Genomic DNA, 23,673 nt, shown 5'->3' on the forward strand with positions numbered 1-23,673 from the left:
CCCCTAAAAGATATTTTCTTCATCCTGAGTTGTTAATATCTTCTCTAAGTCTAATAAAATAACAATATTATTTTCTAATCTTATTAGTCCACTAATATACTTTCTCTCTTTTGAGCCTGTTATAGCTGGAGCTTCTTCTATTAAACTTTCATCAATATCTCTTACCTCATATACATTTTCTACTATTATGCCAAATTTCTTCTCTTGCCTTTTTACAACAATTATCTGCCTTGTTTCACTTTCTTTATCTAATCCAAGATTAAACTTTTCTGATAAGCTTATTATTGGCAAAATGCTATCTTCATAGTTAATAACACCTTTTACAAAATTTGGAGCATCAGGTAATAAAGTAGGTTCTTCATATCCTAAAATTCTTTCTACTGCTTTTATATCAGTTGAATATTTTTCTCCATCCAATCCAAATATCAACATTTTCACTTCATCTGTCGTCATTTTTTTCCTCCTACAAAACAAATTTTTCAATTATTATATCATTCTTTTTATCGAGATATGCTACTAAATCTTTTGATGAAATCTCCAATAATAATTGTCTATCTCCAAAGCAGAAAAGCGTATTACTATATGCTACCTCTGCTGTTATCTTGCCATTCTTAGGTACCTTAAGAATGGTACTAACTCCAGCTGTACTTCCAACAGTTTTTAATTTTATTTCATTACCAGCTATTAACTCTCCACCTCTACATACAGAATTATTACCAGTAAATTCTATATTCCCAAGGGCTAATATATTTGATGTATATTGGCCCTTTCCTGTTATATATACATTTCCTGAAGATTCAATTTTAGCACCTTGGGCATAATCTATATATATGTCAGCTGCTGTAACACTAATAGCTTCCATATCATCAATTTCATCTTGTAATACATAACAAAATTCTGTAAGCTCTCCTGAGTCATTTATTTTTAATGGTCCTAAACCTAACATCTTATTTATAATAAATGATGTTATTTCACTCTCTTTAATGCCATTAGAAACATTATAATTTAAAATCTTTTTAGATAGTTCTGGTATCACTTTAAATTTATTTTCTATAAGCAATTTTATTATTTCACCATATCTACTTTTTCCTAATAAATTACCATCCTTCAACTGACCTGCTGAATCAATTAATTTTTCAATATAGTTTTTATATTGAATTATATTATTTGTATATGTCTTTACTTCAACATTGTCAGCACCTGATTTTACCGTAGAACTTAATACATTACCATTTACAACAACTTGTCCACAAGATTGTATTTCTGCGCTCTCTACATTCTTTCCAATACGAAGTTCTCCACCAGCAATAACCTTCATACCTTCTTCAACATTCTTTGCAATTTCAACGTTTCCAACAAAATCTATATTTCCACTTTTTAAGTCAACTTGCTCAATCTTATACACTCTGTTAACAGATATGGTGTTACCCTTTATAGATGGGCGTCCCTCCACATCAGATATAACTTTATTATTTCGAAGAGTACAATTTTCTCCTGCTTTCAATACTAACTTTTTAGATGTCTTTCTTTTTATTGCAAGTCCCAAAACATCAATACCATCTTTTCCTTCAGATCCTGGTATAAATTCGGCTAATACGTCGCCTACTACCGCATTATATATTAAATATCTATTTCTATAATCTACCTTTGAATCTTTTGTATCATAGTCTATTAATTCATTATTAGAATTGAAATATAATTTAATTTGATCAGCAATATCATCTTCTGCTGGTGTTCCTTTTGCTACTAATCGTTCTTTTACACTATATTCATTGCAAATATCTTCTAATTCTTTTTCTAATATTCCGTTTCTTATGCCTTTATCCTTTAATAATTCTTTTAATTCTTTTACAGTATATTTAGATGGATACTTTTCTCCAATTTTTTTCACATTTAATTTCAAATTTTTTTCATATTGAGTATCTACTAATTTAAATTCATTTTGCGGTTTAATATTAATTGTTAAATAAGCCTCTAATTTATTTGTAGTTATACCTATGTTTGCATTTCTTTCAACTTCTTGTTCAACAAACCTATATTCAACTTCATCATTTGAAGTAACTTGTGTTTTAGCAGTACACTCATTTCCATTAATAATCAATATTACTTCTCTGCATGGTTCTATGGTTATTAATGTACTTTCATCTTCAAAGTCTTTAACAATTATTTTACCATTTTCTACTTTTGCCCCATTATTTAAAATTTTTTCAGAAATGTATATATTATTTGTCGATTCTCTACCTACTTTTTTATTTTTAACATCATTATCGGCTGCACCAGCATCATTATCTTTAGTTAATTCTTTATCTTCTTCCAAGATTTCAATTTCAACTTTTCTTTTAAAGAAACGTTTCTCATCTTTTGTAATATTGTATTTTAGTTTTTCACTTGCTACATTAAAAGCTTTACTTGCTTTTGCAATGCACTCTTCTACAGATGAACCTGAAAATAACGAACCCATAATCAAACCTCCAAGCAATAATATATAATTAAGTATACCACAGCACAAAATAAATTTATATCTAATATTTGTATAATATTATACCATTTAGATTAAAATGGAGTTTTTTCTTTATATTAGTCAATTTAATCATTTAAATATTTGTTTATACTATCCTCATACGCTTTCATTAGTTTTAAAATAATTGAATTCTTTTCATCCAGTTTAACATCATTTACTAAATATATTGGCAATATCTTAGGCGATGTACCAGATATAAACATTCCATCTAATTCATTAATTTTTTTATAATTGTATTCTTGCTCTTCTACTTTAAGATTTAATTGATTTGCCAATTCAAGAACTTTTTTTCGTGTTACTCCTGGCAATACTGCTTTTGTTGGTGATGTCAAAATAACATTATTTTTTATCATAAATATATTTGAACGACTTCCCTCAGTTATAAATCCATTTCTATCTATTAGTATTGCTTCATAAGCATTATTATTTTCAATTTCTTTATTAACCCCGCTTCTAAAATTATCATTTACAATCTTTGCATTTGGATTTTCTCTTTCTCCAAAATACAAAATTGCTTTAACTCCATTATCGTACATTTCATCAGTAGGATATGAATGTTTTATAAAAAATATATCTAATTTTTTTTCAGTAATTGAATAAGTTATTTTTATATTTCCGCATAATTTATTTTCTTTATTTATAAGATTTTTTATTTTCTCTTTTATTTCATCATTCTTTAATAAAAATTCTTCATTTATTAGATCAAAAGAATTTTTCATTCTTTCTAAATGATCTTCTAAAAATAATGGTTTCCCATCTATTACACGTAATACTTCATATACAACTTTATCGTTCATTTTCAATGCACCTTCTTTAAAATTAATTATTTCCATTTTAATATCTTTATTTCATTATCTTTCTTATAATTTATAAGATATGGATTTCCTACTAAGTCCAATAACGGTTTGTCTGATAAAGAATCTGAAAACATATATGAATTTTTAAAATCTACCTGTATATTTTCTTTTTTTAATACTTCTTGTAATCTTCTAACCTTCTCTTCTCCTTTACAGTTTTCACCATCCATTTTTCTTATAAAAGCTTTATTTTCAAATTTAAATTTTGTTCCAATTACTCTATCAACTTCTTTAATTTTATAAAATTCTTTTACATAAAATTCAGGAGATGCTGAGATTAAATATATATCATATCCTTGTGTTTTTAATTCTCTCATCATTTTTATTGCATCATCATATAATATATTCTTTAATGTTGATTCAAAAAATTCACTTGTAAGTTCTAATAATTCCTCTTCATGCATTCCTTCAATAAATTTCAAGAATCCTTCTTTTACTCTTTTTTCATCGTATACCTTTATTAAATACATAAGCCCGCAATATAAAGCTCTTGGTAAATATCTAATATTTCTTTTATCTTTTTTAATCATATATTTAAAAAATTCCATTAGAGTTTCTCTTTTTGTAATTGTATAATCTATGTCAAATATGGCCAGTTTTTTCAAAATAAATTCCATCCTTTTTACTAAATATTCATGTTTAAATATTCATTCATACAGGAATTATCCTGATTTATTAATGATAAATACTTAAAAATAACTATTTGAATAGTACCTGAAAGTATATAGAAATTTTATTAATTTCCATATACTTTCATAAATAATTATATATTATTTTAACTTGTTTAAAAAGCTTGATATTCTCTCAATACCTTTTCCAATTATTTCTTTAGAGGTAGCATAAGATAGCCTTACATAGTTGTCTAATCCAAACCCTGATCCTGGAATTACTGCAACCTTTTCTTCTTCTAATAATACTTTTGCAAAATCTAAAGAATTACTGATATTTGTACCATTTAAACTAGTATTCAAATATTCTGATATATTCACCATTATATAAAATGCACCATTTGGCTTAATTATTGAAATGCCATCAATGCTATTTAGTTTTTCTATCATAAAATTTCTTCTGCTTTCAAATTCCTTAACCATGTTATTTAAATCTTCAACCGGTCCATTTAAGGCTTCTATAGCTGCATATTGTGTAATAGTATTTACATTTGATGTCATATGACTTTGAATGCTAGTCATATGCTTAACAATTTGTTCACTTGCAGCTGCATATCCAAGTCTCCAGCCAGTCATGGCATAAGTCTTAGATACACCGTTTATAACTATTGTTCTTTCATATGCATCTTGTGACAAAGATGCAATACTTATATGTTCATTTCCATCATATATTAACTTTTCATATATTTCATCTGAGATAATGATTAAGTCATTTTCTTTAGCAAACTCAGCTATTTCTACAAGTTCTTCTTTATTATAAATTGTTCCTGTAGGATTATTAGGACTGTTTAATAATATTGCTTTAGTTTTACTTGTTAAAGCTGAATTAAGAGATTCTATTGTATATTTATAGTTATCTTTTTCATCAGTGTTAACAAATACAGGAACACCATCAGCTAGCTTAACTAATTCTGGATAGCTAACCCAGTAAGGTACTGGAATAAGTACTTCATCTCCTGGATTTAAAATAGCCATAAAAGTATTAGCTAAACTTTGTTTTGCCCCTGTGGAAACTATTATTTGGCTTGGTTTGTATTCTAAGTTATTATCATTTTTGAATTTATTACATATAGTTTCTTTTAATTGTAATATTCCTCCTGCTGGAGTATACTTAGTTTTACCATCTTTCATTGCTTTTATTGCAGCTTCTATTATGTTTTCTGGTGTATTAAAATCTGGTTCTCCAGCCCCAAAACTTACTACATCAATTCCTTGACTTTTTAATTCGTTAGCTTTAGCTGTTATTTCAAGTGTAATTGATGGTGATATATTTCCTGCCTTTTTAGATAATTGCATTGCTTTATTCCCTCCACTATACTTATATATCTGATAAATTATTCCTATTAAAATATATCATTATTATAATTAAATATCAATTAACATTACCTATGTAAAAAAATTAAATTTTTTTAGTAAATATACGTAAATAATTACTAAGGCTACTATGATATGATCCTCTATAAAATGTAACTCTAATAGAATACAATAACTTTAATTAAAGAAATCATTTAGCCGTTGATTTTTTCAGCGCATTCTGGATTTTCTGAGCTTACCGAAGAAAGGGCCAGGCGCATATATTTTATTTTTTTATTCTTTAGACTCAATGACATTAGTTTATTAAAATATTTTCAACTAAGTTTATCTACAAATTGTCCATGAATATAATTTCCTAAAGAATAAAAAAACCTTAGCACATTATAATGCTAAGGTTCTAATTTTATTCTTCACTTTCAGCCGCTTCTTGATAGAATGCTGATACTCTTTCAAACTCATCTTCATCCGGAACTACAAGTTCTTCATTATCAACTCTGAAAAGGTATACTGAATCTTCTTCTGGATTTTGTGCTAAAAGATATTCATTTTCTTCAAATTTAAATGCATCTATTACTGGACATGAAGTTAGATTTCCATTTTCATCTTCTAAATCAATTACGAAACTTTCTTCTTCATCACCGCAACCACATCCACATTCATTATCATGATCGTGTTCACCACATCCGCATCCACATTCATTATCATGATCGTGGTCCTCATGTTCATTGCATCCACATCCACATTTTTCTAAATCTTTATCCATTATTCAACCTCCTTTTGGTTTATAATTAATTTTACCCTTTATTCATAAAAATTAAAACCCCAAAATATAAAAATATATTTTTTATTATTAATATTTACCTCAATTCACTTCTTTAAATAATTTAATTCTAATAAATAATACTAATTATAATAAAAAAAGCCTTTATCATAGAATAATTCCATGATAAAGGCTTACATATAAATTTTTTGCGCAAATTTATATTTTTATTTAATATTACTTACCAGCTAATTTCTTATATCCTTCAAGTCTAGCCATAGCATCAGCATGAGTCTTTTCAAATAATGCTTCTGCAGCTTCTGGGAATGCTTTAGCAAGTGAAGCATATCTAACTTCTCCCATTAAGAATGACTTGAAGTCTTCTGTTGGTTCTTTAGAATCTAATACAAATGGATTCTTATCAGTTCCAACTAATGTTGGGTTATATCTATACATTTGCCAGTATCCACAAGCAGTTGCTCTTCTAGCTTCTTCATGGCTGTTAGACATACCAATCTTAATTCCGTGGTTTATACATGGAGCATAACCAATGATTAATGATGGACCATTATAAGCTTCAGCTTCAGCTATAGCTTTAAGTACTTGATTTCTATCAGCACCCATGTTAACTTGTGCTACATATACATAACCATAAGTCATAGCCATCATACCAAGATCTTTCTTCTTAGTCTTCTTACCAGATGCAGCGAATTTAGCTATTGCAGCAGTTGGTGTAGATTTAGAAGATTGACCACCTGTATTTGAGTAAACTTCTGTATCAAATACAAATATATTTACGTCTTCGCCTGAAGCAAGCACGTGGTCAACACCGCCATATCCGATATCGTAAGCCCAACCGTCTCCTCCGAAGATCCATTGAGATCTCTTAACGAAGTATTCTTTTTGTTCTAATATAGACTTAGCAGCTTCAGTTCCTGATTTTTCAAGTGCAGCTACAAGTGCATTAGCTCTATCTCTAGTTCCAGCACCTTCATCTATATTATCTAACCAATCTTGAAGTTCTGCCTTAGCTGGATCTCCTGCTTCTATAGCAGCTTTTGCTTTTTCAGCAATTTCTTCTCTTATAGCTTTAACTCCAAGGAACATACCTAATCCATATTCAGCATTATCTTCGAATAATGAGTTAGCCCAAGCTGGTCCGTGACCGTCTTTGTTCTTAGTATATGGAGTTGAAGGAGCAGATCCTCCCCAAATTGATGAACATCCTGTTGCATTGGCAATCATCATTCTGTCACCAAATAATTGAGTTATAAGTTTAGCGTATGGAGTTTCTCCACAACCAGCACATGCACCTGAGAATTCAAGTAATGGTTGTTCGAATTGGCTACCCTTAACTGTATTCTTATTCATTGGGTTCTTCTTAGGCTTAACATCATGCATTAAGTAATCCCATGGTTCCATTTGATTATGTTGTGATGCTTGTGGTTTCATAACTAATGCTTTTCCAGGCGCTGGACAAATTTGAGCACAGTTTCCACAACCAGTACAATCAAGTGGTGTTATACCCATAGCATAATATAACTTTTCTTCACTCTTTAATGCTTTTGCATCAACTATCTTAGTGTCAGCTGGTGCTGCAGCTTTTTCTTCTTCATTAAGTAAGAATGGTCTAATAACAGCATGTGGACATACTATTGCACATTGGTTACATTGAATACACTTAGCTGAATCCCATTCTGGAACATTAACTGCAATTCCTCTCTTTTCGAAAGCTGCAGTACCTGCTTCAAATGTACCATCTTCCATTCCAGCAAATGTAGAAACAGGAAGATTATCTCCTTCTAATCTGTTCATTGGAATAACTACTTCTTTAACAAATTTAGTTGCATGTTTAATTGGAGCCACTTCTTCGTCTTTAGCATTCTTCCATGAATCTGGAACCTTAACTTCAACTACTGATTCAACACCCTTATCAATTGCTGCGTTGTTCATGTTAACTACTTTTTCACCCTTCTTACCATAAGAAGTCACAACAGCATCTTTTAAATACTTAATAGCGTCTTCTATTGGAATAATGTTAGCTAACTTGAAGAATGCAGATTGCATAATCATGTTAATTCTTCCACCAAGGCCAATTTCTTGAGCAATAGCTACAGCATTTAAAGTATAGAACTTAATATTGTTGTTAGCTATAAATCTCTTGTATGAAGCAGGTAATTCTCTTTCTAAATCTTCTTGATTCCAGATAGTGTTTAATAAGAAAGTAGAACCCGGTTTTAATCCATCAAGTACATTATATTTGTGTACATATGATTGATTAGAACAAGAAACGAAATCTGCTTTATTTATTAAATATGGTGACTTAATTTCTTTCTTACCAAATCTTAAATGAGATACTGTGATACCACCTGATTTCTTAGAATCATAGAAGAAGTATCCTTGAGCATACATGTCTGTATGGTCTCCAATGATTTTGATTGCACTCTTGTTAGCACCAACAGTACCGTCTGAACCAAGACCCCAGAACTTACATGCTGTAGTTCCTTCTGGTGTAGCATCTATGTCTTCAGTTACATCAAGTGAAGTATTTGTAACATCGTCAACTATTCCTAATGTAAATCCGTTCTTTGGTTCTTCTTTTTCAAGGTTAGCATATACTGCTGCAATGTGACCTGGATTTGGATCCTTTGAACCTAGACCAAATCTACCACCAACAACTACAGGAGCATCAGCTTTACCGTAGAATGCATTTCTTACATCTAAGAATAATGGTTCACCAGCAGAACCTGGTTCTTTAGTTCTATCTAAAACTGCAATTTTCTTAACAGTCTTTGGAATAGCAGCTAATAATCTTTCATTTGAGAACGGTCTGAATAATCTTACTTTAACAACACCGACTTTTTGTCCGTTTGCATTTAAGTAATCTACAGTTTCTTCACAAACGTCAGTAACTGAACCCATAGCAACAATAACTTTGTCTGCATCTGGTGCACCATAGTAATCGAAGCAATGATATTCTCTTCCTGTTAATTTAGTGATTTCAGCCATGTATCCTTCAACAACTTCTGGAAGTTCATTGTAGAATTTATTAACTGATTCTCTTTCTTGGAAATATATATCTGCATTTTGTGCAGTTCCTCTTGTTACAGGGTTATTTGGGTTTAATGCTTTAGCTTTGAAAGCTTTAACAGCATCCCAATCTAATAATTTTGCTAATTCATCATATTCAAGCACTTCAATCTTTTGAATTTCATGAGAAGTTCTAAATCCATCGAAGAAGTTGCAAAATGGAATACTTGCTTTAATAGCTGATAAATGAGCTACAGCTGATAAATCCATTACTTCTTGAACTGAACCTTCGGCAAGCATAGCAAAACCAGTTTGTCTTGCTGCCATAACATCTTGGTGGTCCCCAAAGATATTTAATGAAGATGTAGCTAATGCTCTAGCTGATACATGGAATACTCCTGGTAACATTTCACCAGCAATTTTATACATGTTTGGTATCATCAATAATAAACCTTGTGAAGCAGTATAAGTTGTTGTTAATGCTCCAGCTTGTAAAGATCCATGAACTGCACCAGCTGCTCCAGCTTCTGATTGCATTTCCATTACCTTAACAGGTTGTCCAAATATGTTCTTTCTTCCTTGAGCTACCCATTCATCAACATGTTCTGCCATTGGTGATGATGGAGTGATTGGGTATATTGCAGTAACTTCTGTAAATGCATAAGAAACGTGAGCTGCTGCAGTATTACCATCCATTGTTTTCATTTTTCTCATCGCGTTGACCCCTCTTTCATTTGGTAAAATTCAAATTAGAATAATTTAAATTTTTATAAGCAAGTCACAAAATGACCAACTAATAAACACACTTTAAATTTACTTTTTTTATAATCTAAAATTATATTACTTAGGAATGTAATTTTAGTTTACATTCCTAAAAACATACTAAAACACAAATCCATGCTTTTATATACTTCTTGAACACAACTACTAAAAGCATTGAAAGTCCAACATTTTTAATTATATATATAAAAATATAATTTTAAATTATAAATATTGTCTGTTATTTTATTTTGTTAAATAATTAACTTGCACACACAAAATACAATAACCTACTCTCTTATTATATCTCACATAAAAATTTTTTCAAGATTAGATTGTATAAAATGGTCTGATTTATATAATAATTATATTTCTTGTAGTAATTATCTTTTTATACTTTGAAGTAAAATTTTAACTATATTCTCAACTCCACTTTTCATTTGACTATTTTCCATGTTTCTTATAAGATTATTTTTCTCATGTTTAAGTTCCTTTATTTTATTAATAAAGCTCTCAGTATTTAATTCTTCTTCTTCTATCATTAGTGAATAACCTTCTTTTGTAAATGACTTAGCATTTAAAATCTGATCTCCTCTACTGGCTTTTTTAGATAGAGGAATCAATAAAGTTGGCTTTTTTAATGTTAAAAATTCGAAAATAGAATTAGCACCCGCTCTCGATATTATATAATCTGCACATGCCATTAAATGTGGTAATTCTTCATTTAAATATTCAAATTGTTTATATCCTATTTTATTTGCAAGATTCGAATCTAAATTTCCTTTTCCGCAAATATGAATTATATTATAGTCTTTTAATAATGAATCTATGTTATTTCTTATTAAATCATTAATAACTTTTGACCCTGTACTTCCACCCATAATAAATAAAATTTCGCGTTCATCTTTAAATCCACATATTTTTTTCCCTTTTATTTTATCGCCCTTTAATATTTCTTCCCTTATTGGACTTCCTGTCAAAATCCCCTTATTGTCTTTTATATATTTGAGACTTTCTCTGAAGGTTACACAAAGCTTATCACAAAATGGAGCTGACAATTTATTTGCAAGACCTGGAGTCATATCTGACTCATGTGCAACTATAGGTATTTTCTTCAGATGAGCTGCTATTACAACTGGTACAGCTACAAATCCGCCTTTAGAAAATACAATATCTGGCTTTTCTTTTGCCAATATTCTTGTAGCATCAAATACACCTTTTAGAACCTTAAACGGATCAGTAAAATTCTTAAAATCAAAGTATCGTCTTAACTTCCCACTACTGATTCCATAATACGGGATATTATTTTCTTCTATTATATTTTTTTCTATTCCATCTAAACTTCCAATGTATTTTATTTCAAAATTCTTTTCTTTTAACTTGGGTACTAGTGCTAAATTTGGAGTTACATGTCCTGCCGTTCCTCCGCCTGTCATTATTATCTTATATTTATTCAAAAGTCTCATCCTTTCTAAAAATGTTAAAGTTGTCCTATATGTCCTTTAATTTTATAATATATTTTTTCTTTTTTTACACAATATATGATTGTAAACCAAAGGAGGTTGATGATAATGAGTTACAATAGTAATCAAACTTTAGTTCCTGAAGCTAAACAAGGTTTAGCAAATTTTAAAAATACAGTAGCTGGTGAAATGGGTGTTCAATTCACAGACTACAATGGAAATTTAACTTCTAAACAATGCGGTAGCGTTGGTGGAGAAATGGTTAAAAGAATGGTAGAACAGTACGAAAAAGGACTATAATATCCTATTTCTAAAACTAATCATTAGTTAACTACCAAGATGAAAGATTAAGAATTTTATAAATTCTTAATCTTTTTATTTTCTCCATTTGTTTTAATATTTAATCACTCAACTCTAAACTAGTAATAAATTAAAAAGTTTAGGTAACATATACGCTCTTTTTATTCAAGCTTCGTATTACAGTATAGCCAATCTTTATCTACTAATGAAGATGTTTCTTTAAAATGTATATGCATAGGTGCTTCCTCTAAAAGAATTTCTTCTAACTCCCATAAAATAAGCAAATTCGTAAGAATTTATATTCTTATATTCTTATATTCTTATATTCTTATATTCTTATATTCTTATATTCTGGGCATTTTATCTTTATTAAAATATTTATACAAATAAATTTTTTAAAGGAAACTCACTATTCACGTTCGCTCATAGGAGTAAGTTCGATCAGCCAAATATAAAATTTGGGTTCTCACTTATATTCTGGGCATTTTATCTTTATTAAAATATTTATACAAATAATTTTTTTAAAGGAAACTCGCTATTCACGTTCGTTCATAGGAGTAAGTTTAAGCAGCCAAATGCAAGATTTGGGCTCTCACTTAAATTCTGGGAATTTTACAATGTCTAAAATATTTATGCAACTTTTTTATTTCAAACTTTGATATATTACTATGTTTATCTATAATTTTGTATAACAATTTGAATACTAACATTACCATTATATTCATTTATATTTGGATAAAATACAAAATCTAGTTTTACATCATTAAAAATTCCATCATATAATTTTGATAATTCTTCTGAATTGTATTTATCACAAACCGTTTGTTCAAATTCTTCTATATCTCCAAAATATATTCCATCAAATATTTTATCACTATTACTTTTAAGCTTCAATTTTAATACATTTCTATTTTTGCCCAATATCTGTGCTTTAATAACATTAACATCTTTAATTCCAAACAAAGCTTTCTCATTTCCTTTTCCAAAAGGTTCAAGCTTCTCTAAATCTTCTATTAATCTTAAATTTATTTGATCTAACGGCAATACGCAATCTATCTTAATTTTTTTTATTAAATCCTCATCTTTTAACATTGAATTTTCATTTAGTTTTTCTCTAAGTTTGTCAATATTTTCTTCCTTGATAGAAAGACCTGCTGCCATTGGATGACCACCAAACTTTTCTAATAACTCTTTACATTCCAAAAGTTTTTCAAACATATTATATTCTTCAATTGATCTTCCAGAACCTTTTGCAAATTCTTCACCATTTGTAAGAATCAGTGTTGGTGCATTATATCTTTCTCTTATTCTTCCTGCAATTATTCCTGCTAGACTTTCATGAATGTGAGGCAAATAAACTACCAATACTTTATCATTTATTATTTCAGTTCCTTCTATGATTTCTATGGCATCTTCTACGCCTTTCATTGTCATATCTTTTCTTTCTGCATTTAATTTAACTAATTCTTTAGCTAAGTGTACTGCCTCATCTTCTTCATCTGCTAATAATAGTCTTAATCCTTTTTTAGCATTATCTAATCTGCCTGATGCATTTATACATGGTCCTATTATAAAGCCTAGATGATATACAGATATTGTCTTATCTTGTATTTCATTTTCTCTAATTAACTCACCTAATCCTAAGTTAGTCGTATTATTTATTTTTTCTAAGCCTTTTTTAACAAAAATTCTATTTTCATCAATTAAATCAACAACATCGCAAACTGTTGCTATTGCTAAAAACTCTATTAGCTTATAGCATTCTTCTTTATCTATATTAAATTCTTCATATAGCACTTCTATAAGTTTAAATGCAACACCTGCACCACAAAGACTCTTGAATTTATAATTGCAGTCTTTTTGTTTAGGATTTAATATTGCATCAGCATCTGATCGAAGAAATATTTTCTTATTATTTTCATCTTCAACAAAAGGTATGTCATGATGGTCAGTAACAATTACAGTTAAACCTAATTCCTTAGCATATTTTATTTGATCTATTGCTGAAATTCCATTATCACATGTTAAAATTGTATCTATACCATCATCTTTTGCTTCCTTAATTATTTTCTCATTTATTCCATATCCATCTTTTATTCTATCTGGAATCTCATAATCAACATTTGCATTACATTTTTTTAGTGCTGTATACAGCATATAGACACTAATAACGCCATCAACATCATAGTCTCCGATAATTCTTATTTTTTTATTAGTAATTATCTTTTCTTTTAATATATTTACCGCTAGTTCTAAGTCTTTCATTTCTCTTGGATTATATAATTTGTTAAATTCTGGTGTAACATAACTTTTTATAATTTCATCCTCAAATATGTCTCTATTTATTATTAATTTGCTCATCAACTCAGAAATTCCATATTTTAAAGACATGCTCTTATAATCAGCTTTTCTATTCTTTATGAACCATCTTTCCTTCATACTAAACTGTCACCTTTCTATAAACACGCATCAGTTCACATTTTAAATTAAAACACATAACTAAATCCCCTTTCGGGGATTTAGCAATGCATTTTTTCTATATTACTTAATATCTATAAACATTTTATATAACATTCCTGAAGCGATACTATTAACTTTATCTTCATATCCTAAGGCTTCTAATAATTTATAAGAAAAAGTCATTGCTGTAGCTGGACCTCTGCTTGTTATTATATTTCCATCCACTACAACCGCCTCTTCAGAATACTCACAATTTGGTAATTCGTCTTCATATCCTGGATAAGATGTAATTTCTCTATCTTCTGTGAGTCCTGCCTTTCCAAGAACTATTGGAGCAGCACAAATTGCCCCTATTAATTTTCCTTCTTTATTTTGTTTCTTAACAAATTTAATCACTCTATCATCATCTCTTAAGTTTGATGCTCCTGGCATTCCTCCTGGAAGAACAACTAAATCATATTCCATATTTTCATGGAATATTTTATCAGCTTTTACAGTTACATCATGTGATGAAGTAACATATTCTTTATCTATAGATACCAAATCACAAGTTACATTTGCTCTTCTCATTATATCTGATACAGTTAATGCTTCGACTTCTTCAAAACCTTCTGCTAATAATATACATACTGTTTTCATATATATTCCCTCCTAAAATTCAAATAATGAGGATATTCTATTTTATCTTAGAACACCCTCATTCACTACCATTTTATTATATTATACATTGTATAATTACAGTTATCAATTTTAATTTATAATATTAGGCATATTTAAGAAAATAACAAGTTCAAAATGTCATGATTATTTTTCATCAGGCAAGGAAGTAAATTGATCTCATAGCCATGCCTATTAGAGCAATTTGCTGACGCAGCATGGTGGAAAATAGGCTTGACAGATGGACTTGCTATTTTTTTGATTATGCCTTAATTATCAATATTAATATTTTTTATTTCATCTCCCAGTACAAGTACTATCATGTTATTTCCTCGACCTGCCCTGTTTTGTAGCTTTATATCTTTTATATTAATATTTTCTTTTTGCTTAGAATTTGTTGTTAATACAATAGTGTTTCCACCTGCTTCTACATAATCACTAGTGAATTTTCCAAATATAACTTCATCATCTTCTCTTAGACTTATACCTGTAACTCCTGAAGCTATCTTACCCATTGGATTAACATTTTCTACTGGAAATCTTATTGCCATTCCTTTTTTGGTTATCATAACTAAGTAACCTAACTTAATCTTATTTATATCTGCAGCCACAACCTCATCATCTTCAAACTTAAACTTATAACATGCCTGCTTTAATACATCGCCTTCAAACTCTTTTAGTAATGTTTTCTTTACCATGCCCTTTTTACTAAATAGATATACAACAGTATCTTCTTCATAAGAATTAACCGACATTAACGTAACAACTTTTTCTTTTTTATCTAATGCTCCTACAAACGTTTCTACTGAAACTTCTTCTTCCATAAGTTTCTTCATTAAAAATACAGGTATTTTATATACGTTACCTATATTAGTAAATATCATTAGTTCACTTAAAGAATTAGTTTTTACTTTTAAAAGATCTTCTTTAACTGTTTTATATGCTTTTAATTTGCCTTTTTCATTAATTCCTATATTTAATTCAAAGTAATCAATCCCCTCTACTTCTTCGACATTTATGACTTGATCATGATCTGATAAATTAAATAACTGAACAGGCAAAATATTTCTTCCGGCTTCTTCAATCTCAGGAACTTCAAGTGTAAATTCTAATCCTAGTTTTGTTTTGATTTTTAAATTCTTTTCTTCATCCTTAAGTTCTTTAAGATTAACGCTTATTAACTCATCATATTCTTTAAGTTTTAAAGCTTGAAGCTTAGTATAAGATGTTTTAAATTTTTCTAATGAAGTTATTTTAATTCCACCTCTACTTGTCATAAATTTAAATGCCTTATCAGGATTTAAATTATCTAAAGAAATTATGCCGACTATTTTTTCCTCTTCAAGATTTAGGGTTTTTATAATTCTATCTAATCGTTCGCCTTTTTCTTTCCACTTCATTTCTGGAATGTTTATTCCTTTTGTTTGATACATAAATCCTTTATTAGTAAATATCATTAATGTATCTTTTGTATTGGCGCTTATTAAATATTTTAATGAGTCTCCTTCCCTATATTCTATATCCTCAGGATTAGAATTTGATCTATTGTAGTTCTTAAGAGGTAATCTTTTTATAAATCCATCATTAGATACAGTCACCATTACATCTTCTATTACTATCAATTCTTCTAAATCTATTTTACTTACTGTGTCATCATGAATTATTTGAGTTCTTCTTTCATCACCATATTTATCAGTAACTTCCTTAAGCTCTTTTTTTATAACCTTTAATAATTCTTTTTCACTTGCAAGAATCTTTTCTAATTTCTTAATAAGTTGTTCTAGCTGAGCATATTCTTTTTCAAACGCAGTGATTTCAAGTCCAGTTAATCTGTATAGCATAAGTTCTAGTATGGCTTGTGCTTGTATTTCTGTAAAACCATACTTACTTATTAAATTATCTGAAGCATCCTTTTTAGATTTTGATGATCTAATTGTTGCTATTACCTCATCTAATATATTTATAGCCTTTATGAAGCCTTCAACTATATGATATCTTTTTTTAGCCGCCTCTAATTCCTTTATTGTCCTTTTCGTTACTATTTCTTTTTGGTGTTCAACATAATATTTTATGATTGCTTTTAGTCCCATAGTTTCTGGCTTACCATTTGCAAGTGCAACCATATTAAAGCTTATGTTACATTGAAGATCAGTCTTCTTGAATAAATATTTAAGAACTTTATCAGCAGTAGTTTCATCAGTACTCTTTTTAAATTCTATTACTGCTCTTATTCCATTTCTATCAGATTCATCTCTAATATCTGTAATTGACTCTAAGGCTTTAGAATGTTTTTTGTCTCCAGTCATTTCAGAAATAGTTTGAAGTAATTTTGCTTTATTCCTTCTATACGGAAATTCAGTTATTACAATACCAAGTCTACCATTCTCAAGCTTTTCTATAGATGTTTTCGCTCTATAAGCAACCTTTCCTTCACCTGTCTCATACGCTGATAGCAATGATTTTTCACCTATTAATATTCCACCTGTAGGTAAATCAGGTCCTTTTATATACTCCATAAGTTCTTTTGTTGATATTTCATTGTTATCAATATAAGCAAGAACCCCATTGGTTACTTCAGTTAAATTATGTGGCGGAATATTAGTTGCCAGACCAACCGCTATACCAAAAGCACCATTGACCAAAAGATTAGGATATCTGCTTGGCAATACCTTAGGTTCCATTTCACTATCAGAATAGTTAGGAATCATTTCTACTGTTTCTTTATCTATATCTCTAAGCATTTCCAGAGCGATAGGTGAAAGTCTTGCTTCTGTATACCTCATAGCTGCTGCACCATCACCATCTATTGATCCCCAGTTACCATGGCCTTCTATCAGAGGTTTTCTAGTTGAAAACTCCTGTGCTAGAATTACCATGGCTTCATATACAGACGTATCACCATGTGGATGGTATTTACCTAATATATCACCAACTATTCTCGCCGATTTATAATATGGTCTATCAGGAAATGCTTTAAGCATATACGCCCCATATAGTATTCTTCTATGTACAGGCTTTAATCCATCTCTTACATCTGGAAGCGCTCTATCTTTAGCTACTTCAATAGCATATGGTAAATAGTTTTCAGGCATTGCATCTTCTAAAGGCACGCCTACTATATTTTTATCTTTTGGAATAAGTGTATCTTTTTTTTTTGCCATAAAATCAACCTTTCTACAGTTCACAGTTCACAATTTAATGTTGAAATCCCCTAAAGGGGATTTCTTAAGAATATATTTTAGAAAAACTAAAAGTTTTTCATCATTAATTGTGAATTGAGCATTTTGAATTATGAATTGCCTAAAATTCTCCATATTTATACATATAATTTTTTCTTGGCTCAACAATGTCACCCATAAGAAGTGAAACCATTTTTTCAGCTTTCGCCGCATCTTCTATATTAACTTGAAGAAGAGTTCTAGTTTCTGGATTAAGTGTAGTTTCCCATAACTGATCAGGATTCATTTCTCCAAGTCCTTTGTATCTTTGGATTAATGCACCTTTTCCAACTTCTTTTTTTACCTCTTCAAGCTGATCATCACTATAAGCATATTTAACGATTGATTTTCCTTTGCCTTCTTTATATACCTTATATAATGGTGGTTGTGCCAAATATAAATGTCCATTTGTAATTAATGGCCTCATATATCTGTATATGTATGTCATCCATAAAGTTCTTATATGGTACCCATCAACGTCAGCATCACTCATAATTATTATTTTATCATATTTCAAATCTTCTTCTTTATAGTTATCTAATGTTCCTGTTCCAACAGCAGTATTAAAGATTTTTAATTCTTCAGATGCTAATACATTTTCAAGCTTTTGCTTTTCAGTATTCATTATTTTACCTTTTGAAGGCATTATTGTTTGAAATCTTCTATCTCTAGCTTGCTTAGCTGATCCACCTGCAGAATCACCCTCAACAACTATAAATTCATTTACATTTCTATCTTTTAATGTGCACACAGCTACTTTTCCAGCAAGAGGTGCTGTTCCTTTTCCTATTTTCTTCTTTTCAGCTTCATTTATTTTCTTAATTTTGTCTCTTCTCTTTGCAGCTTCCAATGCATTATTTATTATTGTTGTAGCTAATGGCTTGTTATCTTCTATCCATTCACCAAATTTAGTATAAACTAAATCATTCATCATTGTATAAGCTTCATTATTTCCAAGCTTTGTCTTTGTTTGTCCTTCAAAAACCGGATTAGTTATTTTTATTCTAACTATAGCAGTCATTCCCTCTCTTAAGTCATCACCTTCAAATTCTTTATCTTTTTCCTTAACTAAACCTAATTTTTTTGCCCACTCTTTAAACGCTCTTGTCATTCCAGTTTTAAACCCAGTTTCATGAGTTCCTGCTTCCGTAGTTGGAATATTATTCACATAGCTTGCTATGTATTCTGTCGTAGAGTCTGTAAATTGCATACACACCTCGCCATACATCTGAATATTATTTACTAATCTTTCACCATCAAAAATAATAGGTTTTTCGTGTATTGGCGTTTTACTTTCATTTAGATAATTAATAAAATCTAAAAGACCATTTTCCGAATAATATTCCTTACTATTTTCATGTCCTTTTCTTTTATCTATAAGTTCTAATCTTATTCCTTTATTTTGAAATGCAAGCTCTTGTAACCTTTCATCTATTATGTCAAATTTAAAATCAGTAGTAGAAAAAATCTCATTATCAGGTTTGAATGTTACCTTTGTTCCAGTCTTTATACTCTTTCCAACAATCTCAAGATCAGTTACAGGTGTTCCTGGCATATCTCTCTTTAATTCTTTATCATATGCATACTCAAATCTTTGTCTATATACTTTTCCATTTTGATAAACTTCAACTTCAAGGAATTTAGATAATGCGTTTACAACTGCAGCCCCTACACCATGAAGCCCACCAGAAGTTTTATAATTTTTATTATCAAACTTTCCACCAGTATGTAATTCTGTAAAAACCATTTCTACACCTGATTTTTTCTTAGTAGGATGAATTCCTGTTGGTATTCCTCTACCATTATCTAAAATCGTTATACTTTTGTCTTCATTTATAGTTATTGTAACTTTATCTCCAAATCCATTTGATATTTCATCTATGGAGTTATCAATTATTTCCCAAATACAATGATGCAGCCCTTTATTTCCAGTTGAACCTATATACATTCCTGGTCTTACTCTAACTGGCTCTAATTTTTCAAGAGATCTTAAATCTGTTACATCATATGAATCCATCTTTTTTAATTCCATAATACTCCTCCACTATATACTCAACAATTCAATCAACTTTCTTCATATTACTTGTAATATTTACCTAATATATTCTAACCTACAATTCACATATCTAAAAGAGTTAAATGATAAAAATATCTTTATAATTAAATATTACACAAATTTATTTAGAAGTTCGTATTCTAAAAAGTATAGCCTTTCACTTTTACAAAGATAGCACTATTACTTATCGATTGTCAATTTATATTAGTATATTTATTATCAATACTATATTTTATCGATAGTATATATCAAACTTCAATTTATAAAATAAGTTCTATATAAGCTTAATTTTCTCTTCATTTCTATAAATAATTCATATAATTATTTATAGACAAAAAAGAAAGCAGGCAGCTCATTCAAACTGCCCGCATCTTCTGAACTAAACATCGCATATTTCTATCTTTCTAACATGCTTTGTATGGCTCCATTCTTTATTATTTTTATTTAGTATACCTTGAATAGTTATTGGTATCCAAGTCAATGTATATAATCCATATAATAAAAATCTAAAGAATAATATTAAATTCTTCTTTCCTAAGAATACCCATGTAAGTATTAAAAATGCTAAATTATACAATAGCGCGATTCCACCAATAAATAAAAGATGAATATCGCCAATTGTCTTTGAAAGATATGGTACTATAAACACATTTGTTGAGTATAAAAACATCATTGCTAAAAATCCTTTTGAAACCTTTTTATCAAAGGCTAAAACTAATGGTGTTAATAAGAATTGTACTGCTGCAAATGCTTTCCATCCAATATCACTAAATAAATAACTCATTATAAAGATATTTAATCCTTTAGTATTTGCCTGTAATATTGTGAGAAGTGCAGAAACACCAAGTAATAATGTTATAAAAGGTTGTAATACATATAATGCACAATCAAACATGTAGAATTTTCTTTCAACAATAGATTTCTTAAGTAGTTTAAAGAAATATCTTGAAGCTACATCCGTAAAACCTTGCATCCATCTTTTTCTTTGACTCCATGACTGAGCTAGTTTTAATGGTTTTTCATCGTATATTATTGCATCATGGGCCCAACCTACTTTTTCACCATTTAGCACAAGCTTACATGTAAACTCTAAATCTTCAGTTAAACATGTAGCGCCCCATCCTAGCTCTCTTAATGTATCTGTTTCAATTGCAAATCCAGTACCACCTATTTGATTTGAAAAACCAACATTAGCTCTTGCTAATTGGAACATTCTATTTTGTGTCCAGAATGCTATTGAATATGCAGCAGCAATCCATGAATCATTTGGATTTTTGCTATCAATATATCCTTGTACAACTTTATATCCTTGTAACATTTTTGAATTTATTTCTTTAAGGAAATTTTTATGTACTAGATTATCTGCATCAAAAATAGCAATAGCATCATATTGCTCTTCCATTTTAAATAATTTATCAAACATCCATTCTAGTGCATAACCCTTACCTCTTTTGTCACTTACATTTCGCTCACATACATTTACATTATATCCTCTAGCTATCTTAGCCGTATTATCAGTACAATTATCTGCAATAACAAAGATATCATACATTTCTTTCGGATAATCGAGTTTTAACATACTTTCAATTAAATTACCAATAACAACTTCTTCATTATGTGCTGCAATTATTAATGCAAACTTATTTTTAGGATCATAATTTTTCTTTTCTTTGTTTCTAAAAAATCCAAACAAACCTAAAATTAAATAATAGCAAGTTAAACCAAATACAAAAAGTTGAAAAAATGTTGTTATTGTGAAAATATATTTTCCCATGTATTTCACTCCTAAATTTTAAGCAAAAATTGCCTATTATTTTATAAATCTATACTCCCTTATTAATAATATTTCAATAGCTTGAAAAAATCAACATGTAATTCTTAAGATAAAATTAATATTTTCCAAATTTTTTTAATCTAATGCTATTTACTATTATCCTCTTTCATATATAAATATGAATGCCTTATAGTTAATATATTTTGCAATTTGTAAAAATATTATAACCTGTTAATAATAAAAATATAGTTTATATAAATAGAGATGGTATATAATTATCATCAATTCATAAAAAATCGATCTTTAATAATATACCATCTCAATATATCTTATTAATTTAAAATTATATAATCTAAATTACTAAACTATTCCTTGTGCCATCATAGCAGTCGCAACTTTCATGAATCCTGAAATATTGGCACCTGCTAATATATTACCTTCAATGCCATATTCTTTAGCTGCGTTCTTAGAATTATGATATATATTTTTCATAATTTCATGTAATTTTTCATCAACTTCTTCAAAAGTCCAAGATAATCTCATGCTATTTTGAGACATTTCAAGTGCTGAACAAGCAACACCACCTGCATTAGCAGCTTTAGCTGGTCCAAAGAATACATTATTATTTTGGAATACTTCAATTGCTTCTAATGTTGAAGGCATGTTAGCTCCTTCTGAAACAACCTTAACTCCATTGTTAACTAAAATTTCTGCTGATTCCTTATCAATTTCACCTTGTGTTGCACATGGAAGAGCTATGTCACATTTAATAGTCCAAATTCCTTTGCACCCTTCATGATACTCAGCTGATGGAACTGCATCAACATATTCTTTTATTCTTCCTCTTCTAACTTCCTTTATTTCTTTTACAATATGTAATTTGATTCCATCTTTGTCATAAATATAACCATTTGAATCACATAATGCTACTACATTTGCGCCTAATTCTTGTGCTTTTTGTGTAGCATATATTGCAACATTCCCTGATCCTGATATTACTACAGTTTTATCCTTAAATGATGACCCATTATCATTTAACATTTCTTCTGTAAAATAAACTAATCCATATCCTGTTGCTTCAGTTCTTGTTAAGCTTCCTCCAAAAGTTAGACCTTTACCAGTTAATACAGCTTGGTCACTTAAAGATCTTAATTTTTTGTAGTAGCCATAAAGGTATCCGATTTCTCTTCCTCCGACACCTATATCTCCTGCTGGAACGTCCATATTTCCACCAATGTATTTATACAATTCTGACATAAAGCTTTGGCAGAATCTCATTATTTCATTATCTGATTTTCCCTTAGGATCAAAATCTGATCCGCCTTTTCCTCCACCGATTGGAAGTCCTGTTAATGAGTTCTTAAATATTTGTTCAAATCCTAAGAACTTAACTATACTTAAGTTTACTGATGGATGAAATCTTAATCCACCTTTATAAGGTCCTATAGCACTATTAAATTGTACTCTAAATCCTCTATTTACTTGAACCTTACCATTATCATCAACCCAAGGTACTCTAAACATTAATTGTCTCTCTGGTTCGACTATTCTTTCTAATAGCCCACCTTCTATGAATTCTGGATGCTTATCAAAAACTGGTATTAATGAATTTAAAACTTCTGTAACAGCATCTAAGAATTCTTTTTCTCCACTATTAGTTTTCTTAACTTTTTCCAGAACATTAGAAACATATTCTTTGCCGTTCATTTTTATCTCTCCTTATTGCTTATATTTAACTCTTACTCTTAAATAATACAATATTAACAAGTAATTTGAAAGATTTTTTTCATTTTTTTATATATATAGTTTATATTTTTCTATTTCATTAATATGTTT

15 protein-coding genes are annotated in these 23,673 nt (G+C 29.3%); 1 reads left to right on the plus strand and 14 read right to left on the minus strand.

What is annotated here, in order from left to right; genetic code table 11:
- Positions 1 to 3 precede the first annotated feature (3 nt).
- The 8 genes from CNEONATNEC86_RS17200 to CNEONATNEC86_RS17235 all read right to left on the minus strand — a co-directional run bounded on the left by CNEONATNEC86_RS17200 (position 4) and on the right by CNEONATNEC86_RS17235 (position 11,366).
- Positions 4 to 453: a chemotaxis protein CheW gene (locus CNEONATNEC86_RS17200; RefSeq protein WP_058296389.1), complete on the minus strand. Its 450-nt coding sequence runs from the start codon at positions 451 to 453 to the stop codon at positions 4 to 6.
- Positions 454 to 463: 10 nt separating this feature from the next.
- Positions 464 to 2,461 carry a flagellar assembly protein A gene (locus CNEONATNEC86_RS17205; protein ID WP_159136466.1) on the minus strand — a complete coding sequence of 666 codons (1,998 nt, stop codon included), beginning with the start codon at positions 2,459 to 2,461 and terminating at the stop codon, positions 464 to 466.
- Between the two features lie 125 nt (positions 2,462 to 2,586).
- Positions 2,587 to 3,318, minus strand: a complete 732-nt coding sequence (locus CNEONATNEC86_RS17210) for an aminotransferase class IV (protein ID WP_159136467.1) — start codon at positions 3,316 to 3,318, stop codon at positions 2,587 to 2,589.
- A gap of 26 nt (positions 3,319 to 3,344) precedes the next feature.
- The gene (locus CNEONATNEC86_RS17215; RefSeq protein ID WP_058296391.1) at positions 3,345 to 3,983 is read right to left on the minus strand and encodes an HAD family hydrolase; all 639 of its coding nucleotides are present in this window, start codon (positions 3,981 to 3,983) and stop codon (positions 3,345 to 3,347) included.
- Between the two features lie 165 nt (positions 3,984 to 4,148).
- Positions 4,149 to 5,342, minus strand: coding sequence for a pyridoxal phosphate-dependent aminotransferase (locus tag CNEONATNEC86_RS17220; RefSeq protein ID WP_125147451.1), 1,194 nt, complete (start codon positions 5,340 to 5,342; stop codon positions 4,149 to 4,151).
- A gap of 421 nt (positions 5,343 to 5,763) precedes the next feature.
- Complete coding sequence (locus tag CNEONATNEC86_RS17225) at positions 5,764 to 6,123, minus strand: DUF1292 domain-containing protein (protein ID WP_159116779.1); 360 nt, start codon at positions 6,121 to 6,123, stop codon at positions 5,764 to 5,766.
- Positions 6,124 to 6,357: 234 nt separating this feature from the next.
- Positions 6,358 to 9,864: a pyruvate:ferredoxin (flavodoxin) oxidoreductase gene (gene nifJ / locus CNEONATNEC86_RS17230; protein ID WP_159136468.1), complete on the minus strand. Its 3,507-nt coding sequence runs from the start codon at positions 9,862 to 9,864 to the stop codon at positions 6,358 to 6,360.
- Between the two features lie 428 nt (positions 9,865 to 10,292).
- Positions 10,293 to 11,366 carry an undecaprenyldiphospho-muramoylpentapeptide beta-N-acetylglucosaminyltransferase gene (locus CNEONATNEC86_RS17235; RefSeq protein ID WP_159136469.1) on the minus strand — a complete coding sequence of 358 codons (1,074 nt, stop codon included), beginning with the start codon at positions 11,364 to 11,366 and terminating at the stop codon, positions 10,293 to 10,295.
- A 114-nt stretch (positions 11,367 to 11,480) separates the two neighbouring features.
- On the opposite strand from CNEONATNEC86_RS17235, the gene CNEONATNEC86_RS17240 reads away from it, so the two are divergent.
- Entirely contained in the window at positions 11,481 to 11,672 is a 192-nt protein-coding gene (locus CNEONATNEC86_RS17240) for an alpha/beta-type small acid-soluble spore protein (protein WP_058296396.1), read from the plus strand.
- 672 nt (positions 11,673 to 12,344) lie between these two features.
- Here CNEONATNEC86_RS17240 and recJ read toward each other — a convergent pair.
- The 6 genes from recJ to gdhA form a co-directional block, all read right to left on the minus strand.
- Positions 12,345 to 14,111 (minus strand): single-stranded-DNA-specific exonuclease RecJ, encoded by a 1,767-nt coding sequence (recJ, locus tag CNEONATNEC86_RS17245; protein WP_159136470.1) that lies wholly within the window; start codon positions 14,109 to 14,111, stop codon positions 12,345 to 12,347.
- Positions 14,112 to 14,213: 102 nt separating this feature from the next.
- Positions 14,214 to 14,771: a DJ-1 family glyoxalase III gene (locus tag CNEONATNEC86_RS17250; RefSeq protein ID WP_159136471.1), complete on the minus strand. Its 558-nt coding sequence runs from the start codon at positions 14,769 to 14,771 to the stop codon at positions 14,214 to 14,216.
- Between the two features lie 287 nt (positions 14,772 to 15,058).
- On the minus strand, positions 15,059 to 17,950 hold the full coding sequence (locus tag CNEONATNEC86_RS17255; RefSeq protein WP_159136472.1) for a DNA topoisomerase IV subunit A: 2,892 nt from the start codon (positions 17,948 to 17,950) through the stop codon (positions 15,059 to 15,061).
- Between the two features lie 139 nt (positions 17,951 to 18,089).
- A complete protein-coding gene (locus CNEONATNEC86_RS17260; RefSeq protein WP_159116781.1) occupies positions 18,090 to 20,039 on the minus strand; it encodes a DNA gyrase/topoisomerase IV subunit B in 1,950 nt (649 codons plus the stop codon).
- A gap of 403 nt (positions 20,040 to 20,442) precedes the next feature.
- Positions 20,443 to 21,837 carry a glycosyltransferase family 2 protein gene (locus CNEONATNEC86_RS17265; RefSeq protein WP_125147459.1) on the minus strand — a complete coding sequence of 465 codons (1,395 nt, stop codon included), beginning with the start codon at positions 21,835 to 21,837 and terminating at the stop codon, positions 20,443 to 20,445.
- A 360-nt stretch (positions 21,838 to 22,197) separates the two neighbouring features.
- Positions 22,198 to 23,544 (minus strand): NADP-specific glutamate dehydrogenase, encoded by a 1,347-nt coding sequence (gene gdhA, locus CNEONATNEC86_RS17270; protein ID WP_159136473.1) that lies wholly within the window; start codon positions 23,542 to 23,544, stop codon positions 22,198 to 22,200.
- Between the last annotated feature and the right edge of the window lie 129 nt (positions 23,545 to 23,673).

The sequence above is a fragment of the Clostridium neonatale genome, from assembly GCF_900465025.1.
Taxonomy (GTDB): Bacteria; Bacillota; Clostridia; order Clostridiales; family Clostridiaceae; genus Clostridium; species Clostridium neonatale.